Genomic DNA, 15,230 nt, shown 5'->3' with positions numbered 1-15,230 from the left:
GTGCCCGTGGGCCGGGACGCTCAGGCGTCCCGGTCCCACACCCGTACCGGCAGCGGTCGCAGCGCCTCTCGGAGCGCCGCGGCCAGTTCTTCGTACTCGCCGCCGCGCGCGGCCCCGGCGCGCATCGCCAGTGCGATCCGCCGGGTCGGCGCCGGGTCCGCGAAGTAGCCGGTGAGGAGCTGGTTGCTGCGGGTCGTCTCGACCCTGACGGCGGTACGCGGCAGCAGGGTGCAGCCGAGGCCGCCGGCGACGAGCTGGACCAGGGTGGACAGGCCCGCCGCCGTGGTGGTGACCGGCGCGTCCTCCCGGCCCGCCTCCCGGCAGATGTCGAGGGCCTGGTCGCGCAGACAGTGCCCCTCGTCGAGCAGGAGCAGGTTGAGCTCGCGCAGGGCTTCGCGGGGGATTCCCTCCCGGCCGCCGAGCGAGTGGTCGAGCGGGGTGACGAGCACGAAGTCCTCGTCGAACAGCGGGAGTTCGGTCATGCCGGGCACGCCGAGAGGAACGGCGAGCAGCAGCAGGTCGAGACGGCCGGAGGTCAGCCCGTCGAGGAGGTTGGCGGTCTGCTCCTCGTGGACCTGGAGGTCGAGGTCCGGGTAGCGGTCGTGGACCAGGTTGAGGACGGTGGGCAGGAGGTAGGGCGCGACGGTGGGGATGACGCCGAGGCGCAGCGCCCCGGTGAACGGTGCCCGTACCGCCTCCGCCTCCTCCATGAGCGCGCCGACCTCGTCCAGTACCGCCTTCGCGCGTACGGCGAGACGCTCGCCAGCGGGTGAGAGCAGCACCTTGCGGGTCGTACGCTCCAGGAGGGTCACGCCGAGCGTCTCCTCCAGGACGGAGACCGCACCCGACAGCGCGGGCTGGCTCATGCCGATCGCGGCGGCCGCGTCACGGAAGTGCAGGTGTTCGGCCACGGCGGCGAAGGCGCGCAGCTGGGCGAGGCTCGGCTGACGGCGCCCGTTCCCCTTGGGACTCATGGTTCCCTTGCCGCTCGTGGGCCCCTTGGAGCTCGGCTTGCCCATCGGGCTGGCCATGGCCGCACCTCTTACTCATAGTCACTGATAGTCGCAGTCGATCAACACGACCGAGTGTAGCTATTTCCGTAATCAATGCAGCGTGTGCCAACATCAGGCTCGTCCAACCCCCGGGAAACGCCCCCAAAAGGGCTTTTCCTCGCTGCAAGGAGAGCGTGTGCTCACTGTCGGTGACAAGTTCCCCGAGTTCGATCTGACCGCCTGTGTCTCGCTGGAGAAGGGCGAGGAGTTCCAGCAGATCAACCACAAGACCTACGAGGGTCAGTGGAAGGTGATCTTCGCATGGCCCAAGGACTTCACCTTCGTGTGCCCGACCGAGATCGCGGCCTTCGGCAAGCTGAACGACGAGTTCGCCGACCGTGACGCCCAGGTGCTCGGCTTCTCCGGCGACTCCGAGTTCGTGCACCACGCCTGGCGCAAGGACCACGACGATCTGCGTGACCTGCCCTTCCCGATGATGGCCGACTCGAAGCACGAGCTCATGCGGGACCTCGGCATCGAGGGCGAGGACGGCTTCGCCAAGCGTGCGGTGTTCATCGTCGACCAGAACAACGAGATCCAGTTCTCCATGGTGACCGCCGGTTCCGTCGGCCGTAACCCCAAGGAGGTCCTGCGGGTCCTCGACGCGCTCCAGACGGACGAGCTCTGCCCGTGCAACTGGACCAAGGGCGAGAACACCCTCGACCCGGTGGCGCTCCTGGCGGGTGAGTAACCCTCCATGGCCCTCGACGTACTGAAGTCCGCCCTGCCGGACTACGCGAAGGACCTGCGCCTCAACCTCGGCTCGGTCATCGGCAACTCGGACCTTCCGCAGCAGCAGCTGTGGGGGACGGTGCTGGCGTGTGCGATCGCGGCGCGGTCGCCGCGGGTGCTGCGGGAGCTGGAGCCGGAGGCGAAGGCTCAGCTGTCGCCGGAGGCGTACACCGCCGCCAAGTCGGCTGCCGCGATCATGGCGATGAACAACGTCTTCTACCGCACGCGGCACCTGCTGTCGGACCCCGAGTACGGGACCCTGCGGGCCGGTCTGCGGATGAACGTCATCGGCAACCCCGGCGTCGAGAAGGTCGACTTCGAGCTGTGGTCGCTGGCGGTGTCCGCGGTCAACGGCTGCGGTCAGTGTCTTGACTCCCATGAGCAGGTGCTCCGCAAGGCGGGCGTCGACCGGGAGACGATCCAGGAGGCGTTCAAGATCGCTTCCGTGATCCAGGCGGTCGCCACGACCCTGGACGCCGAAGCCGTTCTCGCGGAGTAGCCTCCGCCGCTTCTCTCGGGCCCCGTTCACCCCTGCCGGGTGGGCGGGGCCTTGGCTTTCTCGCCCCCGCCGCCCCTACCCGTCCCATCCCCACCTGGGGGCTCCGCCCCCAGACCCCCATCGGCCTGAACGGCCTCGTCCTCAAACGCCGGCCAGGCCCCTCAGGATCGCGAGGAACTGCGCGCCCAGCCCCTCCCGGCCGTCGGCCAAAAGACAACGGGCGGGCGGGGGGATGCAGGGCGAAGCCCCGCCCCAGGGGCGCGGGGAACTGCGCGACCAGCCCCCACCGGCCGTCGGCCAAAAGACAACGGGCAGGCGGGGACGCGGGGGACTGTGGGTGCAGGCCGTAGCCGCCCGGGGTGGGGTGGAATCGTCACGGCGATGGGGGGCGTACCGGGGCCACATCCATCGCCGTGGCGCCCCGCGGCTCCGGCGCATGGCGCAGCCCCGGCTCGCGGGAGTACGAACGCAGGTATCCGACCACCGTGTTGGTGACCGCCACGAGCGGCACCGCCACCACGGCCCCGCCGATCCCGGCGACCAGCCCACCCGCCGCGACGGACAGCACCACCGCCAGCGGATGCACCCGCACGGCCCGCCCCAGAATGAACGGCTGGAGGATGTGGCCCTCGATCTGCTGGACCGCGAGCACGACGAGCAGCGTCATCAGCGCGGTGAACACACCCTGCGTCACCACCGCGACCACCACCGCCAACGCCCCCGACATCACCGCGCCCACCAGCGGAATGAACGCGAAGAGGAAGATGAAGACGGCGAGGGGCACGGCCATGGGGACGTTCAGGAAGTAGAGGCCGAGGCCGATGAAGATCGCGTCGATCAGAGCCACTATCACCGTGCCGCGCACATAGGCCGTCAGGGTCCGCCACGCGCGGGGCCCCGCCCCGGCCACCCCCGGCCGCGCCGCCGCCGGCACCAGCTTCAGCGTCCACTCCCAGATGCGCTTGCCGTCGTAGAGGAGGAAGAGCGTCGAGAACATCGTCAGGAGGATGCCGGTCAGCGCTTCCACTATGACCGTCACGCCCTCCAGCCCCGCCGACGTGATCTGGTCCGTGTTCGCCCCGATCGCCTCCCGCAGGTTCTTGGCGATCTCGTTGATCTGCTTGTCCGTCACATGGAACGGGCTGGTGAGGAGCCACTTGCGCAACTCGTCGATGCCGTCCTGGATCTGGTTCGAGAGGTTGTCGATGTTCTCCTGGACCTGCCAGACCACGAACCAGCCGACCAGCCCCATGATGACGAAGCCGAGGATCGCGGTGAGCGCGGTGGCGAGGCCCCGGGGGAATCCCACTCTCTTCAGGCGCGCCACGGTCGGCTGAAGCAGCGCGGTGATGAGCAGCGCGGCGACGAAGGCCAGTACGACCAGTTGTACGGCGCTGATCACCCGCATCAACACCCAGAGGGTGCCCGCGAGAACGAGCAGCCGCCAACTGGCCTCGGCCGCGACCCGTACGCCCCACGGCACGGCCAGGACGGGATCGGGCCGAGTGTCCTTCTCCGGCCCATGGGTGTAGTGGGGAACGGGGGCGGGGGCGGGGGTCGCGGAGGGCCTGGACTCGGATTCGGATCCGGGTTCACGTTCGGGAGCGGCGTCGGCAGGGGGTGCGACAGGCCCCGCGTCCGGCCGTACCGTCGTCGTCGAGCCGCGCGGCGACCGGTCGTCGGTTTCGTCGCTCAGGTCGAGCGAACCCCCCGACTCCTTCTCCACCTCGGCGCGGCGCTCGTCCAACCGCGCACCCAGCTCGGTCAGCTTGGCGCCGAGCCGGCCGAGCAACCCTGGCACTCGCGACATGATCTGTCCTTTTCCCCCGCTTCTCCCCACCACTCCCCCCTGGAGTCGTCGGTTCCGACCGTACATGGCCGAAGCCCCTCACCCTAGGACGGGGAGGGGCTTCGAAAGGTTGAGCGGCCGGAGGTGACGACGGCTCAGTAGTTACCGTGTGCCTGCCAGTACGACCAGGCGCCGCAGGGGCTGCCATAGCGGTCGTTCATGTAGTTGAGGCCCCACTTGATCTGCGTGGCCGGGTTGGTCTGCCAGTCGGCGCCGACCGACGCCATCTTGTTGCCGGGCAGCGACTGCACGAGACCGTAGGCGCCGGAAGAGGGGTTCTGGGCCCTGTAGTTCCAGGTGGACTCGTGGTCCACGATGTTGCTGAAGCACTGGAACTGACCGCTGGGGATGATCTGGCGCGCGATGGCCTGGACCTCGGCGACGGTGTACGAGGACTGCGGGGCCAGGCTGACAGCGGCACGCGTCTCGGAGCGGCTGGCCGCTTCCGCGGCTTCCTTGCGCTTCTTGGCGTCCGCCGCGGCCTGCTGCTTCGCGACCGCGTCCTTGGCCGCCTGCTTGCGGGCAGCCTCCTCCGCGTCCTTCTTGGCGCTCGCGTCCGCGGCGATGGCCTGTGCGTCGGCCTGCTGCGTCAGGGACGCGGTCTGCACCTGGGCCTGCTGGCCCGCAGGTATGTCCGCGAGGAGAGTCGAGTCACTCGCCGTCGCCTCGGCGTCGTTCGACGGCTGGCCAGTGCTGCCCGAGGCAACACCACTCACGGCGCCGACAGCGGTGACCGCGGTGGCCGAGGCCACTGCGAGTCCCCGGACCGAAATCCGGCTCACACGGTTTCCTTCCAGCATCGCCCGCTTAGGTGACCCTCGCGGACGCAATCGTGCCCCTGAACGCTGGCCTCCCAACTGCGGGGTCACGGGAGGCACGGGCCCGGTGGGCAACTCCCGTGACGGAAGTGCCGCGTGGTGCGCGGGCGGCATACGACGGCTCTATGGAGTTCTGGTGTTCCTGAGGTGCGGTACCGCTGGGGGTACACGTGTGTCGTATGCGGGGCCTGACAGGAATGAGACTCTGCCGTAACCCGGCGCCGCGAGGCAATTCCCAGTTGCGTGTGAAAGCTCACACCCCGTTTGCCCCAGGAGTTTTGCGGAAACAAGCGCGCACGAAGACGCCGCCCGGCTAGGCTCTTCGCCTTTTGCCGGGCGGCGTCAACTACCGTGCATCCACCACGTTTTGACCAACCGGGTCAAGTGGTGCCAGATGGATCCAGATGGGCTCAGGCGACTCCAGACGGAGTCAGACAGAGCCAGATGGAACCAGGTGGGTCAGATCTGTCCGTCCTCCAGCATTTCGGTCACAAGTGCCGCGATCTGGGACCTCTCGGAGCGGTTCAGCGTCACGTGCGCGAAGAGCGGATGACCCTTCAGCTTCTCCACGACGGCGACCACGCCGTCGTAGCGGCCGACGCGCAGATTGTCCCGCTGTGCCACGTCATGGGTGAGAACCACCCGCGAGTTGGCGCCGATGCGGGACAGAACGGTCAGCAGCACGTTCCGTTCCAGTGACTGGGCCTCGTCCACGATCACGAAGGCGTCGTGCAGGGAGCGGCCGCGGATGTGGGTGAGCGGCAGGACCTCCAGCATGCCGCGCGCGGTGACCTCCTCGATGACCTCGCGCGAGGTGACCGCCGACAGCGTGTCGAAGACCGCCTGCGCCCAGGGGCTCATCTTCTCGGACTCGGAGCCGGGCAGATAGCCGAGCTCCTGCCCGCCCACCGCGTACAGCGGCCGGAAGACCATCACCTTCTGGTGCTGGCGCCGCTCGAGCACGGCCTCCAGACCCGCGCAGAGCGCGAGCGCGGACTTGCCGGTGCCGGCCCGGCCGCCCATCGACACGATCCCGATGTCCGGGTCGAGCAGCAGATCGAGCGCGATGCGCTGCTCGGCGCTGCGGCCCTTGATGCCGAAGGCCTCCCGATCGCCGCGCACCAGCCGGACGTTGCCCTCGGAGGTGACACGGCCGAGGGCCTTGCCGCGCTCCGACTGGATCGTCAGGCCGGTGTGCACCGGCAGGTCGGCCGCTTCGGGGACGTACGCGTGTCCCTCCTCGAAGAGGATGTCCACCTGCTCGCCGGACAGGGTCAGTTCGGACATTCCGGTCCAGCCGGAGGAGCCCGTGATGGCCAGTTCCGCGCGGTACTCCTCGGCGAGGAGGCCGACGGACGAGGCCTTGATCCTGAGCGGCAGGTCCTTCGAGACGACGGTGACGTCGTACCCCTCGGCCTGCAGGTTGCGGGCGACCGCGAGGATGCGGGAGTCGTTGTCCCCCAGGCGATACCCGCTGGGCAGGACGCTGGGGTCCGAGTGGTTGAGCTCGACGCGTACGGTCCCGCCGAGGTCCCCGATCGGGATGGGGGAGTCGAGGCGGCCGTGCCGCACCCGGAACTCGTCGAGCAGGCGAAGAGCCTGCCGGGCGAAGTAGCCGAGTTCCGGATGGTGCCTCTTGGCCTCCAGTTCCGTCACCACGACGATCGGAAGCACGACCTCGTGCTCGTCGAAGCGGCTCAGGGCGTTCGGGTCGGCCAGCAGGACGCTGGTGTCGAGAACATAGGTGCGCCGGTCGGGCTTGTGGCGCTTTGTGCTGGTCACCACGGAAGGACGTACCCCCTCGGATGAGGTCGGGGAGCGACGGAGAGGAGCTGGACCGGTCCTGGCCGCATTGCGCGGGCCGGAGACCGGCCCTCCGTCTCGTCCGTACTGACCGCACGGTCGGGCTGGTGCAAAGGGCCTCCCGGGCGGACGGCCCCGTGCCGTCCGCTGAGATACGACACCCGTGGTTCGGGCGTCGACCTGCATGGCTTATGCCCTCGAACATGCGCGGCCATGCAAGACCATGTGACCACGCGTTCGTTAACTCCGGATGACGCGCGCCCCTCGCACCCCCTGGGTCAGCCTCCGTAGCGGCGGTGTCGCGCCGCGTAGTCACGCAGGGCGCGCAGGAAGTCGACCTTGCGGAACGCCGGCCAGAAGACTTCGCAGAAGTAGTACTCCGAGTGGGCGGTCTGCCAGAGCATGAATCCGGACAGCCGCTGCTCGCCGCTGGTGCGGATCACCAGGTCGGGGTCGGGCTGGTCACTCGTATAGAGGTGCTTGCCGATGAGGTCGATGTCCACCGACTCGGCGATGTCCTCGATCGAGGAGCCCTTGTCGGCGGCGTCGAGGAGCATGGAGCGCACGGCGTCGGCGATCTCCTGACGGCCGCCGTAGCCGATGGCGACGTTGACCACTATCCCGTCGACGTGCGCGGTGGCCTCCTCGGCCTCCTTCAGCGCGGTCTGCATCTGGGAGGGCAGGATGTCCGGCGTGCCCACGTGGTGCACGCGCCAGCGGCCGTCGGCGGCGAGGGTGCGTACGACGCCCTCGATGATGCCGAGCAGGGGGACGAGCTCGTCCTCGGGGCGGTCGAAGTTGTCCGTCGACAGCAGCCAGAGGGTGACGACCTCGACATCGGTCTCCGAGCACCAGCCGAGGAACTCCTCGATCTTGTCGGCGCCGGCGCGGTGCCCCTGGGCGGCCGTACTGCCCGCCGCCTTCGCCCAGCGCCGGTTGCCGTCCATGATGACGCCGATGTGCTTGGGCACCTGGTCGTGGTCGAGGTGGCCCTCCACCCTGCGTGTGTAGAACCTGAGCAGCAGCCGGCGCAGGTTGTCCCGCAGGTTCACGTGTTGTCAGCCCCTCCGTGCGGATCGGACGGGCGCGGCAGAGCGGCCTCGCTCAGCGCAACCCCTGTCCATATGACGGTCCCCGGGGGCGAAGCCTACCCCCGCGAAACCAACGCTCCGGCAAGGGCCTGTCCGGTCGATCATGGTGGAGGAAAGCAACGGCGCCTCCTCGATACCGGTGAACGGGGTGGGGGCGCTGCGTCACCAAGGCCGGTCGCGGGGGCCAGGGGGGCGCACGGGGGCGCAGGCCGAGGCGGCGGTGGGGCGGGGTGCGGGGGCACAAAAAACGGGCCGGTCCGTGGGGGGGAGACGGACCGGCCCGAGGGGGGGTTTCCACCATAACCCTTCGTAAGTGATGCTGCGTGCATCGGCGTGCCACAACTACTCTCCGAAACCGGACGGCGACGCCACGGTGGCCTCGGAACCTCTCATTCAGGGCTTGATCATGGCCGAATCACAGCGGATTCAAAGGGAATGGAGAGGTAAACGGAGAGATCCAGAGGGTTTGCGACCAACTGGGCCTTCCCTGCCGACTCGCCCCACGTACTCCGGGAGAGTGACGCGCGTCGGTGTCGCCCGCTTGACGGCGCCGCTAACTTCGCACCCATGGCCACGCTCACCACTCCAGGGACCCCGGCACCGGTGCCGCTGGAGGTCGCCATGTCGGCCCGCGCCCGGCGCCGTGGACTGCTCGGGCGCGACGGGATCGACGGGGCCCTGCTGCTCTCTCCGGCCGGTGCGGTCCACACCCTGGGGATGCGGTTCGCGATCGACGTCGCCTATTTGGACCGGAAGTTCCGCGTCCTGGCGGTGCGGACGATGAAGCCGGGGCGCATGGGGCGCCCCCGTCCACGCTCCCGCCACATTCTGGAGGCGGAGGCCGGTGCGATGGAGGGATGGGGCGTACGGCGCGGAGCTCAGGTCATGGTGCACGACCGGTGACGTGACGTCGGGCAGGAGGCGCGGCACCGCGCAGCCCCCTCCACCGCGCGGTGCCACACGCGCAGCTTTGCTCACGCGAATTACCTTGGTCTGAACTTATGTGAGGCGAACACCCCAGTCGATCCACGCCCGATAACGATGCGGAAACCCTGTGCAGAAGTCCGTCATGCGGACGGACATCTCACCCATGACAGGTCGCATCAGGGTGTTTTCGGTCAATCGGTTCCCGGGCGCTCCAGCGGACAGGATCTGACCTCATTACCGCCTACCTTCGCCGCATGACTCCGAAGATCACATGGGACGAGGCGAGCGCACGCCGAATGGAACGCCAGTTCCTGGCCGTTCCGGCGCGCGGCGGGAGCGCGGTCGCCGATGTCGTCGGCGCGATGCTCGGCGCGCACGCGCAAGTCCTGTCGGCGGCCGAGGTGTCGGTGGGCGTACGCGCCGAGGGAGTCACGCGGGCAGACGTACGCGCCGCGCTCTGGGAGGACGGGTCGCTGGTGAAGACGTACGGCCCGCGCGGCACCGTACACCTGCTCCCCACCGCGGAACTTCCCCTCTGGACAGCCGCGTTGACGGCGATCCCGTCCGGCCGGAGCCCCTTCGCGCCCGCCGTCCGGCTCACCGAGGGGCAGGCGGACGAGATCGTGGCGGCGATCGGGGACGCCCTCGACGGCGCGCGGCTGACCATCGACGAGTTGAGCGACGAGGTGGTGGCGCGCACCGGGTCCTGGGCCGGGGACCTGGTGATGCCCGCGTTCCAGGGCATGTGGCCGCGCTGGCGGCAGGTCATGCACCGGGCGGGTCAGCGCGGCGCGCTGTGCTTCGCCCCGGACCGGGGCCGCAAGGCGACGTACACCCGGCCCCCGCACTTCGAGCCGCTCGCCGCCGACGAGGGGCTCGCCCTGCTCGTAGGGCGCTATCTGCGCGCGTACGGACCGGCGACGCCGGGGCGGTTCGCCAAGTGGGCGGCGGCTCCGCGCGGTTGGGCCACGGAGCTGTTCGCCTCGCTGGCGGGTAGGGGGGTCATCGAGGAGGTCGACTTCGAGGGGCCGGCATGGGTCGCGGCGGGCGACACGGCGTTTCCGGGGACGCCGGTGCGCGGGGTGCGGCTGCTTCCGTACTTCGACGCGTACGCCATCGCCGCGGGGCCCCGCGAGGTGCTCTTCCCCGGGCCGGCGTACGCGCGGGCCCTCGCGGGCGGCCAGGCCGGGAACTTCCCCGTGCTGCTGGTCGACGGTGTGGTGGCCGGGGTCTGGCACCAGCGGCGCCGGGGACGGCGTACGACGGTCACCGTGGAGCCGCTGGCAGGGCTGACGGCGGCGCGGGAACGGGAGTTGGCGGAGCAGGTGGAACGGGTGGGTGAAATCCTGGAGGCGAGGGCGGAGTTGGTGGTGGGGAGGGTGACGACGGGCCCGCACGCATGAGCCCGAACGTGAGCCCTTCGTCAGGGACACCTCGGGGTGCCCGGCTATCCCTGAAAACGACGCGGCTTGCGCGCCTCGATCAGGAAGCGGGCGCTGTGGGCGACGAACGGGCCCTTCGCCCCGATCCGCTCGTGCAGGGCACGCAGCTCGGTCCGGTACCGGTCGACGGTGAAGCCGGGGACCATCCAGATCACCTTGCGCAGGAAGTGGACGACGGCACCGATGTCGTGGAACTCGATGCGCAGCCGCTCCGCGCGCAGGTCGACGACGTCGAGCCCGGCGGCCTCGGCGGCGGCGCGGGCGCGGTCCGGGTGCCGGCCGTTCCTGACGTCCTCCGGCAGCGGGCCGAGGAAGTACTCGACGAGTTCGAAGACGCTCGCCGGGCCGACCTGCTGGGAGAAGTACGTGCCGCCTGGGCGCAGGACGCGCGCGATCTCGGACCAGTGCGTCGTGACCGGGTGCCGGCTGGTGACCAGGTCGAAGGCGCCGTCCGCGAAGGGCAGCGGGACGTCCTCGGGAGAGGCGACGACCACGGCACCACGGGGGTGGAGCAGGGCGGTGGCCTTCGCGACGTTCGGAGGCCAGCCCTCGGTGGCGGCGGTGAGCGGGGGCAGCGTCCGCGCGGAGGCCAGCACCTCGCCACCACCGGTCTGGATGTCCAGCGCGGCGGACGCGTGCGCGAGCCGCTCCCCCATCGCCCGCGCGTACCCCCACGAGGGCCGCTCCTCGGTGGCGCGGCCCTCGAACCAGGAGAAGTCCCAGCCCTCGACGGGCGCGGCCACGGCCTCGTCGACGAGGTCTTCGAAGGTACGGGTGGTGGTCATGGGGGGATCTTCTCAACGGGGCGGTGGGGAGGCGAGGCGATTTCCACCGGGCGACGGGATTCCGGGAGCCAGGACGCTTGTCACAGGTGCTTTCACTCCCCAGGGAGTACGAGCAGGGTGTGCTCGTCGTCGCCGTGGCGGACGGTCCCGTGGTGCTGGAAGCCGTGCCGTTCCAGGAGGCGTACGGACGCGGTGTTGCCCGTGAAGGGATCGGCGTACAGGGGGCGGACCTTCTCCAGCTCAAGGAAGCGGGCCAGAGCCCTGGTACCGATCCCCCGGCCCCAGTACGGGCGGCCGAACCAGTAGCCGACGAAGCGCCGCTCGCCCTCCCACCAGGAGACGAGGTTCCCTGCCGGCTCACCGCCCACGGTCACCGTCCGCACGAGGACGGTGTCGTCGCCGAGGATCCTGGTCCTGAAGTGGGACATGAACGCGTCCCGCGGCCGGGGCGTGAACCTCGACCGCCGGGCCGCCTCTGGGTCGTGCTCGTAGGCCAGGAACATGGCGAGGTCGGCTTCGACCACGTCCCTCAGCCGCACGTCGTCATCGCTCATACCGCCGAGTGTGGCAGCGCGTACTGACAACGACCCGCCTACGTGATGAGTGGCCGGACCTCTCGGGCCGCGAACCGTACGAAGGCCTCGGGGTCCGGTTCGTCGGCGGTGGGCTGGAGGACCACGGTGTCGGCGCCGGCCTCCGCGAGGCCCTGTACGGCCTTGGCGACCGCGTCCGCGTCCCCGGCGACGCCGTGCTCCGGCAGCGGATCCTCACCGTTCGCCTCGATCTCGGCGCGCAGCCGCGCCGCCGCGTCCGGTCCGGTGGCCGTGTGGAGGTAGACGACCACCCGGTGGTGGTCGGTCCGGCCCGCCGACTCCCGCCCTTCGTCGATGAGTCGGCGTGCCCGCCGTACCCCTTCCGGCGCGGTGGCGGCGGTGAGGACGGTGCCGTCGGCGGCGGCCCCGGAGAGCCGGAGCGAACGCGGCCCGGTGGCACCCGCGAGCACCCCCGGCGCCCCCGCCGGCGGCCAGTCGAGGGCGACGCCGTCCAGCTTCACGTACCGGCCGTCCGTGCTGACCCGCTCGCCCCGCAGCAGCGCGCGCAGCGCGTCGAGGTGCTCGCGCAGCAGTGTCACGGGTGACTCCGCACGCGCCCCGACCTGCCCCATCCAGTCCTGTACGCCGTGGCCGACGCCCAGGATCGCGCGCCCCGGGAACATCCGGTGCAGCGTGGCGGCCTCCATCGCGGTGACGGCGACGTTCCGTAGCGGGACGGGCAGCAGTCCCACTCCGACCCGGACCCGTTCGGTCCAGGCGAGGGCGGCCGCCGCGGCGGAGATGCCCCCTTCGAGGAAGCAGTCCTCCCACAGCCACAGCTCCTCCAGGCCCGCGTCGTCCGCCGCGCGCGCGACGGCCCGCAGACGCTCGGGGGGCAGTTGGGGCCGGAACACCACGCCGAGAACAGTCATGGAGCCTTCCTACCGATGCCCCGGCTCGCGGACAACACCTTTACGCGTCGGCGGTTGCGGGGTCGGTGGCGGTGACGGGGGCGGTGCCGTCGCGCTCGTAGCGCAGGAGTACGACCCCGTTGCCGAAGGTCCTCGACTCGACGAACCGGAGACCGGTCAGGGTGTGCGACTCCGGGAACAGGGGTTTGCCGCGGCCGATCAGCACCGGATGGACGTACACCCGGAACTCGTCGACCAGGTCGTGCCGCAGGAACGCGGCCGCGAGGTCGGCGCCGCCGAGGCCGAGGTCCCCGCCGGGCTGTTCCTTGAGCGCCCTGACCTCGTCCGGTACGACGTCCCGGACGATCGTGGTGTTCCAGTCGGCCCGCTCCAGCGTCCGCGAGTACACGTACTTGGGGATGTTCCGCCAGATCCCCGCGAACTCGACCATCTCGGCCGTACTGTCCGGATCCTGGTCGGCCGTCGGCCAGAACTCTGCCATCAGCTCGTGCGTCACCCGGCCGTCCAGCAGGCCGCCGAGCTTCCTGATCTCCTCGTTGAAGTGGCGGTGCAGCTCCGCGTCGACGCGGTGCCACTCGATCTCGCGGTTCGGTCCCTCGATGAATCCGTCCAGGGACACCGACATCATCAGGACGATTCTTCTCATGACACCAGGTTCTCAGCTCTGGGCTCCCGAGGAACCACTGTTCGCCGCACCGCGTGGGAACGTCACCTCCACCCGGCGGTTCTTCCGGCGGCCCTCCTCCGAGGTGTTGTCCGCGATCGGGTAGTCCTCGCTGTAGCCACGCACCTCGAAGGTGACGTCCGTCGAGCCGAGCGCCGCCGCCAGTTCGTCGTGGACGATCTCCGCGCGCTTCTTGGAGAGGACCAGGCCGTGGGCGTACGAGCCGAGGTTGTCGGTGAACCCGAACACCCTGACCGTCGTCGCCTTCTGGTTCTTGATCTCGTCCGCGATCGCCTGGATACGGGAACGGGCGTCGGGGTTCAGCTTCGAACTGTCCTTGGGGAACAGCACCTCGGCCTGCAACGCGAACGTCACGTCCGAGTTCGTGTCCTCCCGCCGCTCCTCACCCCCGAGGTCCTCGACGACCGACTTGATGTCCAACACCTTGGCCGGCGCGAGCGTGGCGCCGTCGGCGAGCTTCAGGCCGGGGCTGGTGGGGTCGACGGTGGGGGGTGGGGAGGTGGTGACGCTGCCCGGCGGGGCGCTGGGGCCGGTGCCGTCGGCGTGCGCCGGGCCGCCTGTGAGGGTCAGCGCGGCCAGTACGGCGAGGGCCGTGAGCGTGGTCGCGGCGCTGCGGGGTGGGAGGGCCATGGTCACTCGCCGTCGGAGATCTGGATGGAGGCGGGGGGCATGGAGCCGACCTGGAAGTCGACGTTGGTGGTGTCGGCGGGGGGTGCGGGGAATTGGGCGAACCAGTCGGCGGTCGCGCCCGGGCGGACGCCGCCGGTGAACTTCGTGCACAGGCACCGGCCGGAGGTGTCCCGGAGGATGAGGTACTTCTTCTTGCCCTTCTGGTCGATCAGACTGGCGCCGGCGATGGAGCCGCCGTTCCTGGCCAGCTCGCTCTCGTCGCCGAGCCACTCCGCCGCGACCCACAGGGCGCTCGTGTTGTTCGTAACCGTCCCCTCAACGGTCACAAAGCCTCCCCCGTCACGCTTGGCGGACGTGACCGTGAGCACCAGACCGCTCTCGCCCTTGACCTCGGCGAGCGGGGCGGCGGCGGACTCAGGGGCCTTCGATTGCGTCGTACCACCGTTGCTGTTCGTCGCGGAGGACGACGAGGACGAAGACCCCTTGTCGGACTTTCCGCTGCCTCCCCCTCCGCAGCCGGCCACCATGAGGAGCAGCCCAGTCGTGATCGCCACCGTGCTCAGCGCCCTGCGGCCCTTCATGGTGTGCCGGAGATCCATCGGTACGGCTTCCTCTCACTCGGCCAGATGCACAGAGAACAGCACGGACGCGTCCGGAAGGTCGACCGGATCGAACTTTCCGGGATCGATGTTGACGATCCGTCCGTCGCAGTTCAGTTCGACGGGCTTCTTGGGATCCGTGGCCGGATCGAAGTCGCAGCGCGGCTGGATGACAGCGGTGGCATGGGCCGTCGCGTGCCTGCCCTCCGTACCGGGAATGATCGACTTGCCGACCGTGTAGTTGGTCTGGATGTCGGCCTGGTACCCCGGGTATCCGTTTCTCGTGACGGGCTGCACGCCCTGCAACGTCGAGTCGTTTGCGGCGGCCAACTGCCCAGCCGCGGCGGCGGTTCCCGCACCTTGTGGCCCTTGCACGCCGTCAAGCCAGTCCAACCAGTTGTCGTCCTGGCCGATGGCATCGCCCAAGCGTGTCATCAACTCGTCACGGGCATCCCGTGCCGCCGCCAACGCGGCAGCGTCCGCCGCGGATTGAGCTCCATTCCGGGCGGACGCTGCTTGGGCGAAAGCGAAGAAGGCGAAGGCGGCAAAGAGCAGAATCCCTGTCAGCCAAATGTAGATAGGAAGGGTCTGCCCTCGGTCTCCCCGCAGGTGTACGGCGGTCAGCCGCCGACGACGTTGTTGATCGCGGTCCCGATCGCTCCCGAGATCGTGCCGGCCAGATTCAAACCCTTGATCATTACGAAGATCCCCGCAATGAGGATCATCAACCCCGCGTACTCCACGAACCCGGCTCCCGCGTCCCGTCCCTCGCCCCGCATCCGGGCGACAACGGTCCGCGTCCACCTGTCGAACCTGTTCATCGTCACTGCCCTCCCGCGCGACGCAACTACCG

The 15,230-nt window shown here is 69.7% G+C and carries 17 protein-coding genes; 4 read left to right on the top strand and 13 right to left on the bottom strand.

What is annotated here, in order from left to right; all coding sequences use genetic code 11:
* Positions 1 to 20: 20 nt before the first annotated feature.
* Positions 21 to 974 (bottom strand): LysR substrate-binding domain-containing protein, encoded by a 954-nt coding sequence (locus ACIQTP_RS15280; RefSeq protein WP_403400459.1) that lies wholly within the window; start codon positions 972 to 974, stop codon positions 21 to 23.
* Between the two features lie 214 nt (positions 975 to 1,188).
* On the opposite strand from ACIQTP_RS15280, the gene ACIQTP_RS15275 reads away from it, so the two are divergent.
* Together ACIQTP_RS15275 and ACIQTP_RS15270 are read left to right on the top strand one after the other, a co-directional pair.
* Positions 1,189 to 1,743, top strand: a complete 555-nt coding sequence (locus ACIQTP_RS15275) for a peroxiredoxin (RefSeq protein ID WP_054235005.1) — start codon at positions 1,189 to 1,191, stop codon at positions 1,741 to 1,743.
* 6 nt (positions 1,744 to 1,749) lie between these two features.
* A complete protein-coding gene (locus ACIQTP_RS15270) occupies positions 1,750 to 2,283 on the top strand; it encodes an alkyl hydroperoxide reductase (protein ID WP_101400409.1) in 534 nt (177 codons plus the stop codon).
* Between the two features lie 373 nt (positions 2,284 to 2,656).
* Here ACIQTP_RS15270 and ACIQTP_RS15265 read toward each other — a convergent pair whose 3' ends face one another.
* The 4 genes from ACIQTP_RS15265 to ACIQTP_RS15250 all read right to left on the bottom strand — a co-directional run bounded on the left by ACIQTP_RS15265 (position 2,657) and on the right by ACIQTP_RS15250 (position 7,805).
* Positions 2,657 to 4,093, bottom strand: coding sequence for an AI-2E family transporter (locus ACIQTP_RS15265; RefSeq protein ID WP_403400028.1), 1,437 nt, complete (start codon positions 4,091 to 4,093; stop codon positions 2,657 to 2,659).
* 134 nt (positions 4,094 to 4,227) lie between these two features.
* A complete protein-coding gene (locus tag ACIQTP_RS15260) occupies positions 4,228 to 4,914 on the bottom strand; it encodes a transglycosylase SLT domain-containing protein (RefSeq protein WP_402035312.1) in 687 nt (228 codons plus the stop codon).
* A 495-nt stretch (positions 4,915 to 5,409) separates the two neighbouring features.
* The gene (locus tag ACIQTP_RS15255; protein ID WP_054235001.1) at positions 5,410 to 6,735 is read right to left on the bottom strand and encodes a PhoH family protein; all 1,326 of its coding nucleotides are present in this window, start codon (positions 6,733 to 6,735) and stop codon (positions 5,410 to 5,412) included.
* Between the two features lie 296 nt (positions 6,736 to 7,031).
* Entirely contained in the window at positions 7,032 to 7,805 is a 774-nt protein-coding gene (locus tag ACIQTP_RS15250) for an isoprenyl transferase (protein WP_190172251.1), read from the bottom strand.
* A 606-nt stretch (positions 7,806 to 8,411) separates the two neighbouring features.
* Between ACIQTP_RS15250 and ACIQTP_RS15245 the strand changes: the two genes are divergently transcribed.
* Complete coding sequence (locus ACIQTP_RS15245) at positions 8,412 to 8,747, top strand: DUF192 domain-containing protein (RefSeq protein ID WP_403400026.1); 336 nt, start codon at positions 8,412 to 8,414, stop codon at positions 8,745 to 8,747.
* Between the two features lie 278 nt (positions 8,748 to 9,025).
* Positions 9,026 to 10,174 (top strand): winged helix DNA-binding domain-containing protein, encoded by a 1,149-nt coding sequence (locus ACIQTP_RS15240; RefSeq protein ID WP_403400024.1) that lies wholly within the window; start codon positions 9,026 to 9,028, stop codon positions 10,172 to 10,174.
* Positions 10,175 to 10,218: 44 nt separating this feature from the next.
* Here ACIQTP_RS15240 and ACIQTP_RS15235 read toward each other — a convergent pair whose 3' ends face one another.
* The 8 genes from ACIQTP_RS15235 to ACIQTP_RS15200 form a co-directional block, all read right to left on the bottom strand.
* Entirely contained in the window at positions 10,219 to 10,998 is a 780-nt protein-coding gene (locus tag ACIQTP_RS15235; RefSeq protein ID WP_403400022.1) for a class I SAM-dependent methyltransferase, read from the bottom strand.
* A gap of 92 nt (positions 10,999 to 11,090) precedes the next feature.
* Entirely contained in the window at positions 11,091 to 11,552 is a 462-nt protein-coding gene (locus tag ACIQTP_RS15230; RefSeq protein ID WP_403400020.1) for a GNAT family N-acetyltransferase, read from the bottom strand.
* Between the two features lie 38 nt (positions 11,553 to 11,590).
* Positions 11,591 to 12,463 (bottom strand): LLM class flavin-dependent oxidoreductase, encoded by an 873-nt coding sequence (locus ACIQTP_RS15225; protein WP_403400017.1) that lies wholly within the window; start codon positions 12,461 to 12,463, stop codon positions 11,591 to 11,593.
* Positions 12,464 to 12,503: 40 nt separating this feature from the next.
* Positions 12,504 to 13,109, bottom strand: coding sequence for a dihydrofolate reductase family protein (locus tag ACIQTP_RS15220; RefSeq protein ID WP_403400015.1), 606 nt, complete (start codon positions 13,107 to 13,109; stop codon positions 12,504 to 12,506).
* Between the two features lie 12 nt (positions 13,110 to 13,121).
* Complete coding sequence (locus ACIQTP_RS15215; protein ID WP_403400013.1) at positions 13,122 to 13,778, bottom strand: OmpA family protein; 657 nt, start codon at positions 13,776 to 13,778, stop codon at positions 13,122 to 13,124.
* 2 nt (positions 13,779 to 13,780) lie between these two features.
* Positions 13,781 to 14,377, bottom strand: coding sequence for a hypothetical protein (locus tag ACIQTP_RS15210; protein WP_403400011.1), 597 nt, complete (start codon positions 14,375 to 14,377; stop codon positions 13,781 to 13,783).
* Positions 14,378 to 14,392: 15 nt separating this feature from the next.
* Positions 14,393 to 14,986: a pilus assembly protein TadG-related protein gene (locus ACIQTP_RS15205; RefSeq protein WP_403400457.1), complete on the bottom strand. Its 594-nt coding sequence runs from the start codon at positions 14,984 to 14,986 to the stop codon at positions 14,393 to 14,395.
* 11 nt (positions 14,987 to 14,997) lie between these two features.
* Positions 14,998 to 15,198 (bottom strand): hypothetical protein, encoded by a 201-nt coding sequence (locus ACIQTP_RS15200; RefSeq protein ID WP_403400479.1) that lies wholly within the window; start codon positions 15,196 to 15,198, stop codon positions 14,998 to 15,000.
* Positions 15,199 to 15,230: the final 32 nt, after the last annotated feature.

Source organism: Streptomyces sp. NPDC090798 (assembly GCF_044768965.1).
Classification (GTDB): domain Bacteria; phylum Actinomycetota; class Actinomycetes; order Streptomycetales; family Streptomycetaceae; genus Streptomyces.
Note: the sequence above shows the minus strand (reverse complement) of the source record. Positions and strands in the feature narration are given on the sequence as shown.

Excerpts from the sequence above, each read along its gene's own strand:
- ACIQTP_RS15280 (WP_403400459.1), bottom strand. The coding sequence starts at position 974 with ATGAGTCCCAAGGGGAACGGGCGCCGTCAGCCGAGCCTCGCCCAGCTG.
- ACIQTP_RS15270 (WP_101400409.1), top strand. The coding sequence starts at position 1,750 with ATGGCCCTCGACGTACTGAAGTCCGCCCTGCCGGACTACGCGAAGGAC.
- ACIQTP_RS15265 (WP_403400028.1), bottom strand. The coding sequence starts at position 4,093 with ATGTCGCGAGTGCCAGGGTTGCTCGGCCGGCTCGGCGCCAAGCTGACC.
- ACIQTP_RS15245 (WP_403400026.1), top strand. The coding sequence starts at position 8,412 with ATGGCCACGCTCACCACTCCAGGGACCCCGGCACCGGTGCCGCTGGAG.
- ACIQTP_RS15240 (WP_403400024.1), top strand. The coding sequence starts at position 9,026 with ATGACTCCGAAGATCACATGGGACGAGGCGAGCGCACGCCGAATGGAA.
- ACIQTP_RS15235 (WP_403400022.1), bottom strand. The coding sequence starts at position 10,998 with ATGACCACCACCCGTACCTTCGAAGACCTCGTCGACGAGGCCGTGGCC.
- ACIQTP_RS15230 (WP_403400020.1), bottom strand. The coding sequence starts at position 11,552 with ATGAGCGATGACGACGTGCGGCTGAGGGACGTGGTCGAAGCCGACCTC.
- ACIQTP_RS15225 (WP_403400017.1), bottom strand. The coding sequence starts at position 12,463 with ATGACTGTTCTCGGCGTGGTGTTCCGGCCCCAACTGCCCCCCGAGCGT.
- ACIQTP_RS15220 (WP_403400015.1), bottom strand. The coding sequence starts at position 13,109 with ATGAGAAGAATCGTCCTGATGATGTCGGTGTCCCTGGACGGATTCATC.
- ACIQTP_RS15215 (WP_403400013.1), bottom strand. The coding sequence starts at position 13,778 with ATGGCCCTCCCACCCCGCAGCGCCGCGACCACGCTCACGGCCCTCGCC.
- ACIQTP_RS15210 (WP_403400011.1), bottom strand. The coding sequence starts at position 14,377 with ATGGATCTCCGGCACACCATGAAGGGCCGCAGGGCGCTGAGCACGGTG.
- ACIQTP_RS15200 (WP_403400479.1), bottom strand. The coding sequence starts at position 15,198 with ATGAACAGGTTCGACAGGTGGACGCGGACCGTTGTCGCCCGGATGCGG.